The sequence below is a fragment of the Bacillus cereus group sp. Bce041 genome (assembly GCF_052646455.1).
The window spans coordinates 76022-95504 of the sequence record NZ_JBQXON010000002.1 but is presented as its reverse complement, the minus strand read 5'-3'; the positions used below and the strand labels follow the sequence as shown (position 1 = coordinate 95504).

Genomic DNA, 19483 nt, shown 5'->3' with positions numbered 1-19483 from the left:
GTGTATTGCTATCTTTTTTATTTTTTTGTATGACAAATTATTTATTTCTTTTCGTTCTATCTGTCAAATTTATTTCCTGTTCACGTTTACCATATAACTGATTAATTTCATTTGCTACTGCATCTAAATATGAATCGGAAAAAATAGGCTTCTTTTCTTTAGACATATGGGTCTCCTTTGCGGATTTTTAATATTCATTATGTATATTTCTCAGCGGATTATGCGCAATCATTTTAATTTTTTTCTTATTAAAAATTTTTGTTTACTTTTTGAAAATAAAGGAGTATTATAATCCACAGTTTCAATTTTCTAAATCGCTGAAACCGCATGGTACGGGGGACCCGTTTTTACGGATTAGTACATAATCCGATGGGGTGAATCCTTGAAAAAGGTAGGGCTACTCATAGGCCCGAATCCGACAGCTAACCTCGTAAGCGTTATATTGAGAAGGAAGGTGGAGCTTGTGCGACAAAAAAAATAATGTCTACAAGTCTATTTCGCTATGGCTTGTAGACATTTTTTGTTTTCTGAAGAAATCGTTTACTGGCTGTAACAAGCAGAAAAGTTCGTACAAAATTATTGGAGAGTGGACAGCATTGGTTTCATCTATTAAAAGATTTTTAATTGGAAGACCGTTAAAATCAACAGAGCTTGGAGAACAAAAGCTTAATAAAACGAAAGCTTTAGCTATTTTATCTTCTGACGCATTGTCATCAGTTGCTTACGGTCCAGAACAAATTTTAATTGCTTTAGCAGGTGTGGGAGCGATCGCTTATTGGTATTCCATTCCGATCGCTGTTGGGGTATTAGTATTATTGACAGCCCTTATTTTATCTTATCGTCAAATTATTTTTGCTTATCCGCATGGCGGGGGAGCGTATGTTGTATCAAAAGAAAATTTAGGGATGAATCCAGGCTTAATTGCTGGAGGATCTTTATTAGTCGACTATATTTTAACTGTTGCGGTAAGTGTATCTGCGGGTACAGATGCGCTAACATCTGCTTTTCCTAGTTTACATGCACATAATGTAATCATTGCGATTATATTTGTTATATTTATTACGATCTTAAATTTAAGAGGAGTAACGGAATCAGCTTCTGTTTTAGCATATCCTGTTTATTTATTTGTTTTAGCCCTATTTATATTAATTGGTGTAGGCATATATAATATTTTGACTGGTCACGTTTCACCAACTTTACACACGCCGATCGGAACGCCGGTTGCGGGTATTAGTTTGTTTTTACTGTTAAGAGCATTTGCATCAGGTAGTTCTGCTTTAACAGGTGTTGAAGCAATTTCAAACGCAATTCCGAACTTTAAAGATCCTGCGCCAAACAATGCTGCAAAAACATTGCTTGCAATGGGTGCATTACTTGCTGTGTTATTTTCAGGAATTGTATTTTTAGCTTATTATTACGGAGTGACGCCGAGTAAAGAAGTAACAGTTGTTTCTCAAATTGCTGAACAAACATTTGGACGTAATTTCATGTACTATTTCATACAAGGTACAACAGCTTTAATATTAATTCTCGCAGCTAATACAGGCTATTCTGCATTTCCTTTATTAGCGGTTAACCTCGCAAAAGATAAATTCATACCGAGAATGTTTACGATTAGAGGAGACCGTCTAGGTTACTCAAACGGTATTATAATACTTGGAGTTGCTTCGATTATTTTAATTGTAGCTTTCCAAGGACAAACAGAACATTTAATTCCGTTATATGCAGTAGGGGTATTTATTCCATTTACACTTTCTCAAACAGGGATGGTATTAAAGTGGCTTCGCGAAAAACCTGAAGGATGGGTTTTAAAATTAACGGTTAATTTAATTGGTGCAGTTATTAGTTTTATCGTAATGAGCATGTTCTTTTTAACTAAATTTGCACAAGTTTGGTCGATTCTTATTTTCTTACCTGCTATTATCTTCTTGTTTCATCGAATTAAGAAGCATTATGATGCAGTGGGTGATCAATTAAGTTTAAAAACTTGTGAACCTCTTATTCCAATTGAGGGGAATGTAATTGTCGTTCCTGTAGCAGGTATGACGCATGTAGTAGAAAATTCATTGAACTATGCGAAATCTCTTTCTGCAGATCAAGTTATCGCTGTATATGTTGCTTTTGACAGAGAAGAGGAAAAGAAATTTGAAGAGAAATGGAAGGTGTGGCAACCTGAAGTAAGGCTTGTTACATTACATTCTCATTATAGAAGTATTATTCAGCCGTTAACGAAGTTCATTGATACAGTGCAATATAAGGCAAGTGAATCGAATTACCGCGTTACGGTCGTTATACCACAGTTCATTCCGAAAAAAGGTTGGCATAACATTCTTCATAATCAATCCAGTTTACTCATACGTGCGTATTTACTTTATAAAAGAAATGTTGTTATTACGACAGTTCCATATCATTTGAAAAAATAAGAAGATTTTTTAAGGATAGTTTCGTGAAAATGAAGCTATCCTTTTTGTGTATATGCTATGCATAATTGCATACGGGGTTAAAAATTATATCAATATAATTTTACCGGTTGTTTGCAAGTAGTGTTTTCTGTTGTGATATGTAGATATTTCAATCGATAAAGTGAATCGGATTATATTTTGAAATAAGGACATGAAAGCTTGAAAATAAAGGGAATGAAAATACTTCTTTACGTTATATAAACAGCTGTGTTTAAATGACCTTACAGTACAAAACTTATATGAAAACAAAACGAAATTTCATATTTACGTATGTTGTTTAGTTTAAAATGAATAATATTTTTATGTAATATATTCACTGTGTGAATGTGGGAATTTCGATGAAATAGAAAATTTATACAATATTATTCATACTAAACACATATGAAAAGTTTTATAACAATAAGTAAGTACTGTAGCAATAACAGTTGGGAGAGATGGTTCATACATAGATCACGGTGAGAACGTTCTCTATTTTAACCATCTCAAATTATGGGCAAGAAAATAGAATAATAAAATGCGATAGTAATAGTTGCTAATACATAGGAGGAGTTAAAGTGAAAAAGACTTTAATTACAGGGTTATTGGTTACAGCAGTATCTACGAGTTGCTTCATTCCTGTAAGCGCTTACGCTAAGGAGGGGCAAACGGAAGTGAAAACAGTATATGCGCAAAATGTAATTGCTCCAAATACATTATCCAATTCAATTAGAATGTTAGGATCACAATCACCGCTTATTCAAGCATACGGATTAATTATTTTGCAACAGCCAGACATTAAGGTAAATGCGATGAGTAGCTTAACGAATCATCAAAAGTTTGCAAAGGCGAATGTACGAGAGTGGATTGATGAATATAATCCGAAGCTAATTGACTTAAATCAAGAGATGATGAGATACAGCACTAGATTTAATAGCTATTATAGTAAGCTCTATGAACTAGCAGGAAACGTAAATGAAGATCAGCAAGCAAAAGCAGATTTTATGAGTGCATATGGAAAATTACAATTGCAAGTACAGAGCATCCAAGAGAGTATGGAGCAAGATTTATTAGAGTTAAATCGATTTAAAACAGTATTAGACAAAGATAGTAACAACTTATCAATTAAAGCCGATGAAGCAATAAAAACACTACAAGGATCAAGTGGAGATATTGTGAAATTAAGAGAAGATATTAAAAGAATTCAAGGAGAAATTCAAGCTGAACTAACTACTATTTTGAATAGACCTCAAGAAATCATTAAAGGTTCTATTAATATCGGTAAACAAGTATTTACAATCACAAATCAAACTGCACAAACGAAAACAATTGATTTTGTTTCTATCGGTACTTTAAGTAATGAAATTGTAAATGCTGCAGATAGTCAAACGAGAGAAGCAGCTCTTCGCATTCAACAAAAGCAAAAAGAGTTATTACCACTTATTCAAAAGTTATCACAAACTGAAGCAGAGGCGACTCAAATTACATTCGTTGAAGATCAAGTAAATAGCTTTACAGAATTAATTGATCGTCAAATTACAACTTTAGAAACGTTATTAACGGATTGGAAAGTTTTAAATAATAATATGATCCAAATTCAAACGAATGTTGAAGAAGGCACGTATACAGACAGTAGTTTACTTCAAAAACATTTCAATCAAATTAAAAAAGTAAGTGATGAAATGAATAAGCAAACAAATCAATTTGAAGATTACGTTACAAACGTTGAAGTACATTAAACAGAAAAATAATTAGCGATATAGGGAGAGAAGAAAAATGACAAAAAAACCTTATAAAGTAATGGCTCTATCAGCACTGATGGCAGTATTTGCAGCAGGAAATATTATGCCGGCTCATACGTATGCAGCTGAAAGTACAGTGAAACAAGCTCCAGTTCATGCGGTAGCAAAAGCTTATAATGACTATGAAGAATATTCATTAGGACCAGAAGGCTTGAAAGATGCAATGGAAAGAACAGGTTCAAATGCTTTAGTAATGGATCTGTATGCTTTAACAATTATTAAACAAGGTAATGTTAACTTTGGAAATGTATCGACTGTTGATGCAGCTTTAAAAGGAAAGGTGATTCAGCATCAAGATACAGCTAGAGGAAATGCGAAGCAATGGTTAGATGTATTAAAGCCACAGCTTATTTCAACGAATCAAAACATCATTAACTACAATACGAAATTCCAAAACTATTATGATACTTTAGTTGCTGCAGTTGATGCAAAGGATAAAGCGACTCTTACGAAAGGCTTAACTAGATTATCAAGTAGTATTAATGAAAATAAAGCGCAAGTGGATCAGTTAGTAGAAGACTTGAAGAAATTCCGAAATAAAATGACTTCGGATACGCAAAACTTCAAGGGTGATGCAAATCAAATTACATCTATATTAGCTAGTCAAGATGCAGGAATTCCGCTTCTGCAAAATCAAATTACAACGTACAATGAAGCGATTAGTAAATATAATGCAATTATTATCGGTTCATCTGTTGCGACAGCTCTAGGACCAATTGCAATTATCGGTGGTGCAGTAGTTATTGCTACGGGTGCAGGAACACCGCTAGGAGTAGCATTAATTGCAGGTGGTGCAGCAGCTGTAGGCGGTGGTACAGCTGGAATCGTATTAGCGAAGAAAGAGCTTGATAATGCACAAGCAGAAATTCAAAAGATAACAGGACAAGTTACAACTGCGCAATTAGAAGTAGCAGGATTAACGAACATTAAAACACAAACAGAGTATTTAACAAATACAATTGATACTGCAATTACAGCGTTACAAAATATTTCAAACCAATGGTACACAATGGGATCAAAATACAATTCTTTACTTCAAAATGTGGATTCAATTAGTCCAAACGATCTTGTTTTCATTAAAGAAGATTTAAACATTGCGAAAGATAGCTGGAAAAACATTCAAGACTATGCAGAAAAGATTTATGCTGAAGATATTAAAGTAGTAGATACGAAAAAAGCATAATCGAATACGAATCGTTAGGGCGTTAAGTGTTGATGAATGATTTGAAGCTCCTGTTCAGTTGTGAGCAGGAGCTTTTGATATCCTTATAAAGAGAATAGGTGAAAAATATGCAGAAACGATTTTATAAAAAATGTCTTTTAGCGGTAATGATTGCTGGGGTGGCAACGAGTAACGCATTTCCTTTACATCCTTTTGCAGCAGAACAAAATGTAACGGTGCTACAAGAAAATGTGAAAAACTATTCTCTTGGACCAGCAGGATTCCAAGATGTAATGGCACAAACGACATCAAGCATATTTGCAATGGATTCATATGCAAAATTAATTCAAAATCAACAAGAGACGGATTTAAGTAAAATAAGTTCGATTAATAGTGAATTTAAAGGAAATATGATTCAGCATCAAAGAGATGCAAAAATTAATGCAGCATATTGGTTAAATAATATGAAGCCTCAAATTATGAAAACAGATCAAAATATTATAAATTACAATAATACTTTTCAATCGTATTATAATGACATGTTAATAGCGATTGATCAAAAGGATAGCGGAAAATTAAAAGCGGATTTAGAAAAGTTGTATGCAGATATTGTAAAGAATCAAAATGAGGTAGATGGATTATTAGGAAATTTGAAAGCTTTTCGCAATAGAATGGCGAAAGATACAAATAGTTTCAAAGAAGATACAAATCAGTTAACAGCGATATTGGCAAGTACGAATGCTGGTATTCCAGCTCTAGAGCAACAAATAAATACATATAACGATTCGATTAAAAAGAGTAATGATATGGTCATTGCTGGTGGCGTACTTTGTGTAGCATTAATAACATGTCTTGCTGGCGGGCCAATGATCGCGGTTGCGAAAAAAGATATCGCAAATGCAGAAAGAGAAATCGCTAATTTAAAAGATAGAATTTCAGGAGCGCAAGCAGAAGTCTTAATTTTGACTGATGTAAAAAATAAAACAACAAACATGACAGAAACAATTGATGCAGCAATTACAGCACTACAAAACATATCAAATCAATGGTATACAGTAGGTGCAAAATATAATAATTTACTACAAAACGTAAAAGGAATTAGTCCGGAAGAGTTTACGTTTATAAAAGAAGATTTACATACAGCGAAAGATAGCTGGAAAGATGTAAAAGATTATACAGAAAAATTACATGAAGGCGTGGCGAAGTAAACAGTGGACTAGTTCTGCTGTTTATTTTTTTATCTTGTTTTTTTGTAAGGGTTGAACTTGCAATTATATATAAGTTTGTCATGTATTTTTATATTTTTTATAAATTCTAAAAGGACATTCCCTATTGTTGGTATGATAGACAGAAACTGTTTTTTTAGAACAGGAGACAATAAATAGGGAAAATAACATTAGGATTATTAGTTATATTTCTACTTATATTTATGTACATGTCTTTAGTAGGAGATGAGAATATGGGTTCCTTAACTCCTAATCTGATTTCAAAGGAAAAATATTTAGAAATTGATTCTGTTGCTGGAGGTACATTTAGAGATTATGGTCAAGAAGCAGAAGCAGTGTTTGAAAAACTAAGTAGTCAGAAAAATGTTGAAACAAAAAAGATTTTTTGAGGAAGAAATTTTTGAAGAATCATTATAGACTTTTACTTTATTAGTATTAACTGAAACTTATTCACTTAATTTCCTATCAGAAATTATAAAGTGAAAACAGAACATGAAATACGCAAAAAATATCACAGGGCAGATCCTCAAAATATTTCAAAATCCACCCTGTGATCATATACTCATTTACAAGTGAAAATAATTAATACCCTAAAATATCTACTTCAGCTGCTGAAGCAAATCCATTCTGTCCTTTCGTTACTTCCACTTTTACATACTTTGCAGTAACTGGGGTAAATGTTGCCGTTTTCTTATCACTATTATTTTCCCATGTTCCTGATGATATTTTGTCATACGTAATGCCATCTACACTCGTATAAATATTGTAAGTTAAAATACGGCCATTTTCTGACCAATCTTGCCTTGGAAGATATGCCAATTGTGAAATGGTACGTGTATCACCAAGTTCTAGTGTCAAATTGTAAGGATATTGATTTGGTGTCCAAGTACTATGCCAAAATGTATCTGTTTTTCCATCTATCGCCTTACTAGCTGAGCCCGTTGATTCCTCACTATTTGCACTTGCCTTCATTATTTTTTTTGACAATACAGCAAGTGGTTTAACAGGTTTAGCATCCGTCGCTTCCCATATAGGTGCAATTAATGTTGGATTGTTTAAAGCTTCTACTTTTTGTCTCGTTTCTTGTGTTGCTTTCAATCCCCATTTATCAAAGAATGGCAGTACATTTTGTTTTGCTATTTTCGATGTATTGTAAATAAATGCCTGTATTTTATCCTCGTCTGTTTTGGGAAGTTGATCCTCTGGTATCTCACGATATAATTTGTGGAGATTTGGATAAAAATCATCCCCATATGCCAAATGAAGTTGCCAAAGCATAACAAGTTTTACAAACAGGTCGTCAATATTTTTATATTCCTTATTTGTTTGTTTTAAATACGCAAAAGCTCTATTATAATCTCCCTCTGTATCTAAACGTGTTGGTATATTTGGGTATATTTTCTTGAATGCAGCTAAAGAATATAGATTATTAGTTACTTCACCCATACCTCTTAAATCATTCCACGTCCATGGATATTGTTGTCGTGCATGTCCCGCTTCATGCATTTGTCCCCACCCAAACTCATTGACATTTAAAGTACTTTTGATAGCTTCACCAGCAGTCGTAAAGACGGCTCCATCCCAACTTGCATACATGCCCCAACTTTGTGCGTTAGGATTTTCTACAAAGGCCCAAATACGACGAGTTGAACGATGTAAAGGATTAGGATCTGTTTCAGATAGCCCTGCTAACTTGTCTTGCGCTCGAATCATTTCATCATATTTATTTAATAGGGGCACAGGATCTTGATTTACAATATATTTATTGGCACTATCACGAGTTACAGTTAGCACCGCTCGTTCTGATTTCAATTGTACTGCATGTGCATTTGGATAGTTGTTCATCATGGCAATCCAGTCTGCTTTTGTGTGTTTCCCTAATACAAAGAAAGGAATAGGGCTACCGCCTTGCGTTACTTGCACCTTAACTGTTCCTGTGCTTTGAAAATTATCTAACCCTAATACGCCGCCGTTTGGTGAAGAGATGGTATTAGAGCCAGGTGAAAGATCAATTTCTTTTCCCCATTCTTTATCATATTGATGTGTCCCAATAATGGCTCTAATCTTTTGCGTTCCTGATACTGTAATTGTAACCTGTTCATTAGGTTTCACATATATGCCTGTTGGCATATAATTTTTTTGCTCACTTCTTTTTTCTCTTTTTGCTTCATCCCAAAAACTTCCTGTACCTGGAAGGTCAAACTCTCTTTGTTCAAATTGAGTTGCAGTTTGTGCAGTTTCAGCATGTACATCTAAATTGTTTGACATAATAGGTGTAAATAACGTGGTTGCTAAAATAGCAGATGTTGCAAACACCTTTATAGTTTTTTGTAATCTACAATTCTTTCTTCTGTTCATATAGATCAGTCCCTTCGTTAAAATTCATTATTACTTACATACGAAATATCAGTTTTTTCACTAATGCCGAAAGTGGATTTTTTAAATTCACACTTATAAAAAAATGTTGATGATATTTTTAGATGAGTAAAAAAAAGCATAGTAACACTTCAAGTTCCCTTCCTGATTAATTTAGAAACACATTACCTTCATTGATTTCTTAAATCACTCCTCTAAGTAAACAATTAAGATAAATGTCCTATCTCAAAGCTCCTTTCCTAATTTTGGGATTACGAATTAAGTATAGTTCAAAAATAAAGTTATACAATTGAGAAAAATTAAAATATTAAAAAATTACATTCTCGTAAAATTTTTAACATTTACTAAAAAATATTTGTTATAGAGAGGAGATTCACATACCCATCAAGCTAAACTTTTGAAATATCTCCAAAACGAAAATTCTATCTCTTCATAATTATTCATACAATCCGATTCAGTTTTCCTTTCTATGGGGGCAATTTAACTCTTAACTTGATGGGCATGTGGCGTTACCTCTAGGAGATAGCTTCATCTAGATAGGATAATGTAAACATGAAAAAATAGGTAAAGTGGAAATACGTTTGTTTATTTGCAAAATGAATAAAAAGAAAACCCCCTTGCAGATAAATGTAAGAGGGTATTTTTGAGCAGTAATTTCGTATCCATGTGTGCGTAAAAATTTTTCCGTTATCGCTCCCTTTGATAGAATCTATTTTTATATGGTTTTTTACCGAATTTTTTAAAAATTAAATTTTATGGCTTGATAATTCATTTGAAATGATTTAATCTTATGTCAAATGATATGTTTATCTATCAAAAATGCTTTTGTAAAGATAAAGGAGTGATTGAGAATGTTAAACGCCCCATTGATGGTAAGTCTTTAGGTACAGCAGCATTGAAAAGATTGGGAAGAACTGAGTGAGCTTTCACAATAAAGAACTCTATAACTTTATGTAGTGTTTGATACCCTTCGATTAGATTTTTTGAAAAACAAATCAATATTAATTGAATCAAAGTTTAGAAATTAAATATATGAGTAGTAGAAAAAATCCATTAGTTGTTATCATGTTCTAATAAAAAATGGGAAATGGAAATTCTGAGAAAACCTGTTCAGAAAGTAAGTTAGTGAGGGGAATTCAAAACCAATTTAATAAAAGCGAGGTAAATAATATGACTTTTGAAGAAAAATTACAAGCATATGCAGAACTTACGGTGAAAATCGGTGTCAATATTCAACCAGGGCAATACTTATTAGTCAATACATCAGTGGATGCATTGGATTTCGCCCGTATAGTTGTGAAAGAGGCTTATAAGGCTGGGGCAGGGCTTGTTCATGTTAATTTTTCGGATGAAGAAATGGAACGTGCTTACTTTGATTATGCCTCAGATGAAGAATTTAATCGCTTCCCAGAGTGGATAGTCAAAATGAATGATGAGCTGATCGAACGTAAAGGAGCACTATTAATGATAGATGCTACAGATCCTGATAAATTTACAGGTATTTCATCTGATCGTCTAGCTACCTATCAAAAGGTAGCAGGAGCTGCTCTGAGAAACAATCGCAACGCCGTAATGAAGGATTCAATAGCTTGGTCGATGGTAGCAGTTCCTTCACCAAAGTGGGCATCGAAGGTGTTCCCAGGTTTAGCAACTGAGGATCAAGTACCAGCATTATGGGAGGCTATTTTTAAAGCTGTTCGTATTGGTGACGGCAGTGCTATTGAAAAATGGCGTGAACATGTAACAAATTTAGAATCTCGTGCGGTCCTACTGAACGATAAAAAATATATGAAGCTTCACTATACAGCGCCAGGTACTGATTTAACAATTGCATTAGCACCACAGCATAAATGGGTTACTGGAGGTGGTAAAACTCCTGATGATACTATCTTTATGGCTAATATGCCGACAGAAGAGGTTTATACGTTACCGATGAAACAAGGTGTAAATGGCTATGTAAGCAATACAAAACCATTAGTTTATCAAGGGAATATTATCGATGGCTTTAAACTGACATTTGAAGAAGGAAAAATTGTTAAAGCTGAAGCACAGGTAGGACATGATTTATTACAAGAGCTTATTAATGTGGATGAAGGCTCTTGCTATTTAGGTGAAGTAGCACTTGTACCACATGAATCACCAATTTCAGCATCGGGAATTTTATATTTTAATACATTGTTTGATGAAAATGCATCGAACCATTTAGCGATTGGTAAAGCTTATCCAACTTGCTTAGAGGGTGGAAGAGATTTAGAAAACGATCAGCTTGAAACGTTAGGGGCAAATATTTCAGTAACACATGAGGACTTTATGATTGGCAGCAGTGAGATGGACATTGACGGTATTCTACCAGATGGAACTGTAGAACCAATTTTTCGTAAAGGTAGCTGGGCATTTTAAGTTTTTAATTTGAATAAAGGAGTAGAGTGGATGAAACGGTTACTAAGCATAATTGGTGCAACTATATAGGTGTTTCATCTGCTTTTGCTTAGGCTGAAAACTACCTCTTTAATTAGAAGTAAAATGCATGCAAAGGAGATAGGCCAATGAATTTCTGGGAAGTTGTTTTGATAGTAGTGAATTTTAGTCTATTGAGTTGGATACTGTTAATAGGCAGAGAAACGAAAAAGTGGTCTAAATTAGCTACTTTGATTGCCGTTGTAATGGTTACAGTTCAGTTATTGGCAGAAGGTTTTAGGTGGCAGATGATTCCGGCATATGTATCCCCAGTTATCTTAATTTTATGCTATTTATTAGCTGGGCGGAAAAAGGGCTTTAGAAGTTCGGGTATATTCATAGTTAAGACTTCGTTACTATGTATCTATTTGTCTGTAGCAGTTGCGCTACCCTTACTTATGCCAGTATTTTCATTTGAAGAACCAACTGGTCCACATAGGGTCGGTACGAAGCTATATCATTGGGTTGATCATCAGAGAAATGAACCATATTCAAAAAATCCAAACGATCGGCGCGAACTGATGGTGCAAATTTGGTATCCTGCAGCTGAAAAAAGCAAGGGGGATCCAGAACCTTATATTCGTAACATAAATGAGCTCTCCAAGGGATTGGAAAAAACATTGTCTATTCCTGCATTTGCATTCAGCCACATGGAATTGGTAAAGTCTCATTCGTTTATGGATTTACAACTCTCAGACTCAGAGAATCACTATCCCATATTACTCTTCTCTCATGGTTTTAATGGTTTTCGTAATCAAAACACGTTTCAAGTTGAGGAGTTGGCTAGTCAAGGATATATTGTTCTAAGTATCGATCATACCTTTGATGCTGCAGCTACCGTCTTTCCAGGTGGTCGAACTGCTTACGTACAGCCCATCAATTTAACTGATGAAGGAGATAGTCACATAAAATTATGGGAGGAAGATGTCAGCTTTGTCCTTAATCAGATAGAGAAACTTAACGAAAACGATGAGACCGGTTTCTTTACAGGAAGACTGGATACCTCGCGAATTGGAATGTTTGGCCACTCTTACGGTGGAGCTACCGCAGCACAAATACTTGCAAAAGATTCTCGTGTCAAAGCAGCTATCAATATGGATGGTACATTGTATGGTGAAATCTTGCCTGAAAGTGGCATTGGAAAACCATTTCTGCTCATGAATGCAGAAGAGCCTGATGAAGCAGATCCCTTTGAAGTGAGGGAGCGATACGGACGCGGGTTAGCTGGCGGTGGTATGTCAATAGTCATTCCTCATACGGATCATACAAGCTTTACCGATTTACATTTGTTCTCACCTCTGTTGCAGAGCCCAGGTGAAAATCCAAAGGAAGTTCATCGTATTATTAACGAATTCAGCCTGGCATTTTTTGACCAGTATGTAAAACAGAAGGATGACGGCTCAACCCTTAAAAGGCTGATAACCAAATACCCGGAAGTGAATTTTAAAATAAACCGATAACTTTATGCAGAAAGTAACTCGTACCATTTCCTTTGGCTCTTGTATTTATTACATTAAAGAATTTAATTTCTTCATCGTTATCTAAATAATGAAATGCTAAAAATGAAACATTCAAAGTACTATCAGTTTCAGGAATATAATTCTTTTTGAAAAGCTACATTCAGCAGCTGGACACTTTATTTGAGATTGTTTATTATAATATCAAATGATATATTTTTCTATCAAAAATGACGACTTTATACAGAAAAAGGGAGAGATTGACGATGAAGAAAGACTTGTCAGCGTTGAAGGAAGCGAGATTTAATGCAATTCTTGATTCAGCTACTATATTGCTTGTTGAAAATCCTACTGCTTCGATGAATGAAATTGCGGAATATGCGGGAATTGGAATTGCTACACTCCATCGCTACGTCGAAAGCAGGGAGAAATTGATGCTGTTCTTGGGCCATCGGGCTATACAACTGGTAAGTGATACTGTAAACCAGATTCCACTGGATGAGGAAAGAAGCGAAAACTATATCCCGGAACTCATTGAAGCGTTAATCCCTTTAGGTGACAAAATCTATTTTCTAGGTCATGATGCATCTGTATTTAACAACAAAGAATTAGGTGAAGCAGAAGAGAAGCTGAGGGAACCCTTAAGACGCGTTATTGAATTGCTACAACAAAGAGGTTACTTTCAGCAAACAGTTAGCAGTGAATGGATTTTGAATACGCTTTATGCTCTGCTTTTCCATACCTGGGAACAGGTACATGAAGGAAATGTGGCTAAAAAATCTGCTGCAGAGCTTGTTTTAAATACATTTTATTATGGTTTCAAAGCTAAGGATGAATTGAGAGGGAAGTGAACTGTTTCAAATCCATGATAATTAATATTAATAATATAGAAAGTGAAAAGGAGCAATAGGATAATGAATAAAATCTCTATTGTAAAGGCTGTTCATCAATCCATGGTCGGCGCCCAGCTAAATGTAATGGCATTGGAATACATGGCGTTTCCACTTGCAGGATCTGAGGAGAAGAACACAGTCGATTGGACATTTTGTAAGCTATGGCGGCAGGAGAACAACCGTTTTAGTCATCAATACGCCTATGAAGCTCAAATGGACGGGAAAACTTTAGGGATGATTACTTGCTATCCCATACCCGTTTTAAATCGTCTTGCCTGGCCCACTTTTAAACAGCTGCTTTCGTTCCGAAAGCTGGGTTTTGTTGTTTATAACATTCTGAATATCAAAATGCTTTATTCCATGTTTACCTTGAAGGAGGGAGAAGATGACGAGTTTCACATCGGAACAATTGCCTTACTGCCCGAAAGTCGAGGACTAGGGATAGGTACCAGATTAATTGAGTTTGCTGAGGAACAAGCTTCGCTGCAAGGCTTTGCCAAATGCTCTCTGACGGTAAAGAAAGAGAACCAACTTGCCATTAAATTGTATCAGAGGATAGGCTACCAGATTACAGGTGAAATCAATAAACCAAAGTTATCGTTGTACAGAATGGTCAAAAACGTAGAACCTTACAACCATTTATAAAAAATTTGTACAGTATTAGAGGGTACCAGCACATGCCCATAAGCTTAAGGATTCAAAATTACCCCAAAGTAAAAAATGTACATTTTTTACAAGTTAACACAAAATTTTAGCTTGATAGTGATGGGATGAGGCTTCTATATAAAAAAACACAGTTTACACTCAAACTGTGTTTTTTCGACGTATAATGCTTTATCAACATCTCTTTTTATTCTTTAAAATCTGCAACAGAACCAGGCCCCTCCTCAAAGTATAAATTCCAAGGGAGGAACCGTTTTTTTATTTACTTATATACGTACAGCTGTACCACTGACAGCAACCATTAACATTCCATCACGTACAACTTCGTAATCTACGTCAATACCAACGATAGCGTTCGCACCTTTTTGTTTTGCAAGTTCTTTCATTTCGTCCATTGCAATATCACGAGCGTCTTTTAGCTTACTTTCATAAGCACCAGCACGGCCACCGACAACATCACGAACTGAAGCGAATAAATCGCGGACAATGTTTGCACCCATAATAGCTTCACCATTTACAATATCAATATACTCAATAATTTCTTTACCTTGAATTCCAGACGTTGTTGTTACAATCATAACCGACACTCTCCTAATAAGTTGTAGTTTTGATAAGATTTCTTATGCTTTAGAAAAAGTGGTTCTGGTACCAAAAATACTCGATAGAAACATAGAGTATTTTTGCATCAAAACCTTCAATTACATATGTCTTGTTATGACATATGCAATTAAATAAAAGGAATAAAATTGTTTAACATATGTATCGCTATAACATATGCAAGGGATCTATTAGAAATAAGATAAGCCGCAGTAAGCATCACCGTACCAGGTAAATATATAGCAAGATCCGAAAGTTGATTTGAATGAAGACCTGCAAAAATTATAATCGAAACGATGGATGCAATAGCAGTACCAACATATTCCGAAAAACGATTCACTAATATATGACGAAATATGATTTCTTCAATTATTGGCCCTATAATCCCAAATAGAAGTAATGTGAATATAATAGGCACCTCTGCGCCCCTTGTAAGGACCTGTTCTTGGTTCTCTGGCTGACCTATGTTTAGAAAATGCATAATAGAATTTTCCACAATTACCATAAGTAAAACCACCATAGGAATGCTTACTATTTTCAAAATTGTTTTCTCTTTAAAATAAGTAAAACTTTCAATAATTTCTTTCCTAAAGAAAATTATTCCTACAATAGCAGGTACAGTCAAACCGATGGCACTAAGAGCAAATTCTGATTCAACTAAATTACTGTTAGTTAAAAGTGATAGGCCAAATAATATGAACAAGCCAATTTGGAGTAGTGCAAACATTGTATAAACTATTAACATAATAATTTCTTTTTTATTCATTTTTATAAAGTTCACTTTATTGCCCCCGTAATTAAATTACCTATAATCTTTGATTTTTCTTTCTGCATAACGTTCTCCTTCTAAATATATTTATATTAAAAACCGGACGGTTCGGTCTGAATCGAAATCTAATGATACTACAAGTTTCTAGTTTTTTAAACCCTTTTAACGAAATCAAAATGGTAAAAAGCAAATATATTTATATCTCAGTTGCTTATTTACAAGCAAATTTCAGTACTCATTAATTTTTGACAATTAGCTTTTTATAGAATGAAGTGATAAGGCTTTTAACTGCAAGGACTGCGGGAGATATCCTAATATACGAAGTGAAAGTGGGAGTAGTTCAAACACTTTAGCTAAACATATTAATAAAAATTATATATAATAATCATAGTCTATACGTTAAAATTAACTATATATTTTTACACCTTCTACAATTGTAGGTGAAATTAGTTGTATAACAGGACTGAATTAAATAATTGGACATGTTAATTTTGACAGAAAATTTATTTGAATGATATAGATAATACAATTTGATTACCTCTTTTCAAACTGTATTGTTTGAGGTTCACATAATATAGGGATGGATAATATATTTTTGTTCCAAACTTATTTATACTTACAAAAAAAGTCAAGAAAATAGATGGTAAATATCACCTGGAATATTAAGCTCGTTTTTATTAGGAGGATTACAAAGTATGACTAAAGTTGATAAGATTAAAGAAAAAATTATTGAAACATCTTTATATTTATTTAATACTAATGGGATAACTCGCACATCCATACAGGATATAATGACAGCTACTGAACTACCTAAAGGATCTATTTATCGTAGATTCAAAAGTAAAGAAGAAATTGTCCTTGCTGCCTATGACAAAAGTGGTGAGATTATGTGGAGTCATTTTCATAAAGCAATGGAAAATAAAAAGACAGCAATCGATAAAATCCTTGCAATTTTCCTTGTATATCAAGATGCAGCTAATAATCCTCCTATTGCTGGAGGCTGTCCATTACTTAATAGCGCAATTGAAAGTACTGGAGTATTTCCAGAATTACAAAAAGCAGCAGCAAAAGGTTATGATGATACAGTAATGTTAATGGCTTCTCTCATAAAAGAAGGAATAGAGAAACAAGAACTTAAAGAAGATATAGATATTATATCGCTCGCTTCTTTTCTTGCATCTTCAATGGAGGGAGCTATTATGGCAAGTCGCGTATCTAACGATAATATACACCATCATTATTTTATTGAACAAATAAAACATCATCTTTTCACTTATTCTAAATAAGTGAGAACTTGCAGTGTTTCCATCCGATTTTTATAAACTTAAATTGAATACATACCCCTTATGAACAGTATCTTTTGTTTATGAGGGGTATTTGAATAGCTTTTTAGACGATATTCATGTTTCTTGTTGAACGGCTTTGTTATCGTTACTACAGAAAAAGCAATAAAGAATTACATATAAACCGATTTATATGTTTTAAGTGTTTCTATATTGGGTTTGTAAATCTACACAATAAGGTTTCATTGTATATAATAAGTGGAATAGAAGTTTAGTTAGATAAAATTCGGTAGTCGAATTTTTTTGCATAAAGCTGTATAATGCTTGTAACGAAAGGGAAATACAGGAAGGGATTTGTAATGAGTTACTATGGAAAAAGATAAACAACAATTAAGCGTTGAAGTTGCAAGATTATATTATCAATCAGATTATAGTCAGCAAGAAATTGCTAACAAATTAAATATTTCAAGACCGACGATTTCTAGATTGTTAAAGTACGCGAAAGAAAAAGGGTTTGTTCAAATTAGCATCGCCGATCCATTTGCGGATTTAGATAACGTTGGGAATTTACTGAAAGAAAAGTACAACTTGTTAGAGGCACATGTTGTATTTTCTCCAGTACCGGAATATGCAACGATTACAGAGTATATAAGTAAATATGCTGCTGAGTATATGGAAAAGACGGTTAAAAACGGTGATATTGTTGGTGTAAGCTGGGGAATGACGATGTATGAAATCGCTAGAAAAATCGTACCGCAACATGTAAAAGGGGTAGAGGTTGTCCAGCTAAAAGGTGGTATTAGTCATTCAAGTGTAAATACATATGCGAATGAGACGATAGCTTTATTTGCAGATGCTTTTCAAACGACGCCAAGAAATCTACCTCTTCCAGTTATATTTGATAATGCAGTGACAAAAGAATTAGTGGAGCAGGATCGACATATTCATCACATTATCGAAATGGGAAAACAAGCGAATATTGCAATTTTTACTGTAGGAACAGTGCGAGACGAAGCGTTATTATTCCGATTAGGTTATTTCGATAAGGATGAAACAAATTTACTCAAAAAACAATCGGTCGGTGACATTTGTTCACGTTTCTTTGATGGAGACGGAAATATTAGTAGCGAAGAAATCAATAAGCGTACCATTGGAATTGAGTTAGAGGAACTGAAATTAAAGAAACGCTCTATTTTAGTTGCAGGTGGTAATAGAAAAATAAAAGCAATTGATGGTGCGTTACGTGGCGGGTATGCAAATGTATTAATTATCGATCAGCATACAGCAAAAGAACTGTTACATTATCAAAAAGGTTAGAAATAAAAGGAGTTCTCAAAATTAACATATTGAGAACTCCTTTTATTTTGTTATGTATGAATGATAGGAGTCTTTTTTGAACACAAATTGCCTTTTTAAAAATAATTATGGATATGGAGATACATACTACCATTGTTAACATAGAAAATTTGATTATATAGGAAGTGTTCTTTGTTAGAATGCGCTTTATTTACTACAAGAAAATTCCTTTTAAAAAAGAATGAACAAAATTTCAAAAGTGTATTTACATTTGTTCAACTAAGAGTTAGAATGAAGTTGTTAAAAGATATGAGGAGTGAAGATAATGAACATTGCAAAGTTAATTGACCATACAATTTTAAAAGCTAATACTACTAAAGAAGATGTTATGAAAGTAATCGAAGAAGCAAAGGAATATAAATTCGCTTCTGTTTGTATTAACCCAACATGGGTAAAATTAGCGGCTGATGAACTAGCTGGACATGATGTAGACGTTTGTACTGTAATCGGTTTCCCATTAGGAGCAAGCACTACTGAAACAAAAGCATTTGAAACAAAAGATGCTATTGCAAAAGGTGCAACTGAAGTTGATATGGTAATCAACGTAGGCGCTTTGAAAGATGGCGACAACGAACTTGTTGAAAAAGACATTTATGAAGTAGTACAAGCAGCAAAAGGAAAAGCTCTTGTAAAAGTAATCATTGAAACTTGCCTATTAACAGATGAAGAGAAAGTACGTGCTTGTGAATTATCAGTAAAAGCTGGTGCTGATTTCGTAAAAACTTCAACTGGATTCTCAACTGGCGGAGCAACTGCTGAAGATATCGCATTAATGCGTAAAACAGTAGGACCAAACGTTGGTGTAAAAGCATCTGGCGGTGTTCGTACACGTGAAGATGCAGACAAAATGGTAGCTGCTGGAGCTTCTCGCGTTGGAGCAAGTGCTAGTGTTGCAATCGTATTAAATGATGCAAAAGGTGCTACAGATAACTACTAATCGATAAAAGCTTAAAGCAATAGATATACGTTTAAAGTATATCTATTGCTTTAATAATTGAAAAAAA

At 34.1% G+C, this 19483-nt stretch carries 16 protein-coding genes and 1 riboswitch; of the genes, 12 read left to right on the top strand and 4 right to left on the bottom strand.

Features of this window, described 5'->3' with window-relative positions; genetic code table 11:
• Window positions 1-37: 37 nt before the first annotated feature.
• Complete coding sequence (locus ACUN13_RS06420) at window positions 38-166, bottom strand: hypothetical protein (protein ID WP_000031873.1); 129 nt, start codon at window positions 164-166, stop codon at window positions 38-40.
• A gap of 139 nt (window positions 167-305) precedes the next feature.
• Window positions 306-452: riboswitch (cyclic di-AMP (ydaO/yuaA leader) on the top strand.
• A 144-nt stretch (window positions 453-596) separates the two neighbouring features.
• On the opposite strand from ACUN13_RS06420, the gene ACUN13_RS06415 reads away from it, so the two are divergent.
• The 5 genes from ACUN13_RS06415 (at window position 597) to ACUN13_RS06395 (ending at window position 7017) form a co-directional block, all read left to right on the top strand.
• The gene (locus ACUN13_RS06415) at window positions 597-2423 is read left to right on the top strand and encodes an APC family permease (protein ID WP_000254901.1); all 1827 of its coding nucleotides are present in this window, start codon (window positions 597-599) and stop codon (window positions 2421-2423) included.
• Between the two features lie 593 nt (window positions 2424-3016).
• Window positions 3017-4177, top strand: coding sequence for a non-hemolytic enterotoxin NHE subunit A (nheA, locus tag ACUN13_RS06410; RefSeq protein ID WP_000751828.1), 1161 nt, complete (start codon window positions 3017-3019; stop codon window positions 4175-4177).
• Window positions 4178-4214: 37 nt separating this feature from the next.
• Window positions 4215-5423, top strand: a complete 1209-nt coding sequence (gene nheB, locus ACUN13_RS06405; RefSeq protein ID WP_025687227.1) for a non-hemolytic enterotoxin NHE subunit B — start codon at window positions 4215-4217, stop codon at window positions 5421-5423.
• A 107-nt stretch (window positions 5424-5530) separates the two neighbouring features.
• Window positions 5531-6610, top strand: a complete 1080-nt coding sequence (gene nheC / locus ACUN13_RS06400) for a non-hemolytic enterotoxin NHE subunit C (protein WP_001171994.1) — start codon at window positions 5531-5533, stop codon at window positions 6608-6610.
• 227 nt (window positions 6611-6837) lie between these two features.
• On the top strand, window positions 6838-7017 hold the full coding sequence (locus tag ACUN13_RS06395; RefSeq protein WP_025687226.1) for a hypothetical protein: 180 nt from the start codon (window positions 6838-6840) through the stop codon (window positions 7015-7017).
• Window positions 7018-7210: 193 nt separating this feature from the next.
• Here ACUN13_RS06395 and ACUN13_RS06390 read toward each other — a convergent pair whose 3' ends face one another.
• Window positions 7211-8986, bottom strand: a complete 1776-nt coding sequence (locus ACUN13_RS06390; protein WP_001081793.1) for a M60 family metallopeptidase — start codon at window positions 8984-8986, stop codon at window positions 7211-7213.
• A gap of 1188 nt (window positions 8987-10174) precedes the next feature.
• On the opposite strand from ACUN13_RS06390, the gene ACUN13_RS06385 reads away from it, so the two are divergent.
• The 4 genes from ACUN13_RS06385 to ACUN13_RS06370 all read left to right on the top strand — a co-directional run bounded on the left by ACUN13_RS06385 (window position 10175) and on the right by ACUN13_RS06370 (window position 14456).
• Window positions 10175-11404, top strand: coding sequence for an aminopeptidase (locus ACUN13_RS06385; RefSeq protein WP_000141967.1), 1230 nt, complete (start codon window positions 10175-10177; stop codon window positions 11402-11404).
• A 146-nt stretch (window positions 11405-11550) separates the two neighbouring features.
• Window positions 11551-12921, top strand: coding sequence for an alpha/beta hydrolase family protein (locus tag ACUN13_RS06380; protein WP_017657309.1), 1371 nt, complete (start codon window positions 11551-11553; stop codon window positions 12919-12921).
• A 263-nt stretch (window positions 12922-13184) separates the two neighbouring features.
• Complete coding sequence (locus tag ACUN13_RS06375) at window positions 13185-13769, top strand: TetR/AcrR family transcriptional regulator (protein WP_000710981.1); 585 nt, start codon at window positions 13185-13187, stop codon at window positions 13767-13769.
• Between the two features lie 63 nt (window positions 13770-13832).
• Window positions 13833-14456: a GNAT family N-acetyltransferase gene (locus tag ACUN13_RS06370; protein WP_001033856.1), complete on the top strand. Its 624-nt coding sequence runs from the start codon at window positions 13833-13835 to the stop codon at window positions 14454-14456.
• 284 nt (window positions 14457-14740) lie between these two features.
• Here the strand turns inward: ACUN13_RS06370 and ACUN13_RS06365 are convergent, their stop codons facing one another.
• Window positions 14741-15052: a heavy metal-binding domain-containing protein gene (locus tag ACUN13_RS06365; RefSeq protein ID WP_000637505.1), complete on the bottom strand. Its 312-nt coding sequence runs from the start codon at window positions 15050-15052 to the stop codon at window positions 14741-14743.
• Window positions 15053-15201: 149 nt separating this feature from the next.
• Window positions 15202-15852 (bottom strand): CPBP family glutamic-type intramembrane protease, encoded by a 651-nt coding sequence (locus tag ACUN13_RS06360; RefSeq protein ID WP_001009308.1) that lies wholly within the window; start codon window positions 15850-15852, stop codon window positions 15202-15204.
• Window positions 15853-16535: 683 nt separating this feature from the next.
• Between ACUN13_RS06360 and ACUN13_RS06355 the strand changes: the two genes are divergently transcribed.
• From ACUN13_RS06355 to deoC, 3 genes are all read left to right on the top strand, one after another.
• Complete coding sequence (locus ACUN13_RS06355; protein ID WP_025687223.1) at window positions 16536-17126, top strand: TetR/AcrR family transcriptional regulator; 591 nt, start codon at window positions 16536-16538, stop codon at window positions 17124-17126.
• 366 nt (window positions 17127-17492) lie between these two features.
• Window positions 17493-18440, top strand: a complete 948-nt coding sequence (locus ACUN13_RS06350) for a sugar-binding transcriptional regulator (protein WP_000409781.1) — start codon at window positions 17493-17495, stop codon at window positions 18438-18440.
• A gap of 304 nt (window positions 18441-18744) precedes the next feature.
• The gene (gene deoC / locus ACUN13_RS06345) at window positions 18745-19416 is read left to right on the top strand and encodes a deoxyribose-phosphate aldolase (RefSeq protein ID WP_001017441.1); all 672 of its coding nucleotides are present in this window, start codon (window positions 18745-18747) and stop codon (window positions 19414-19416) included.
• Window positions 19417-19483: the final 67 nt, after the last annotated feature.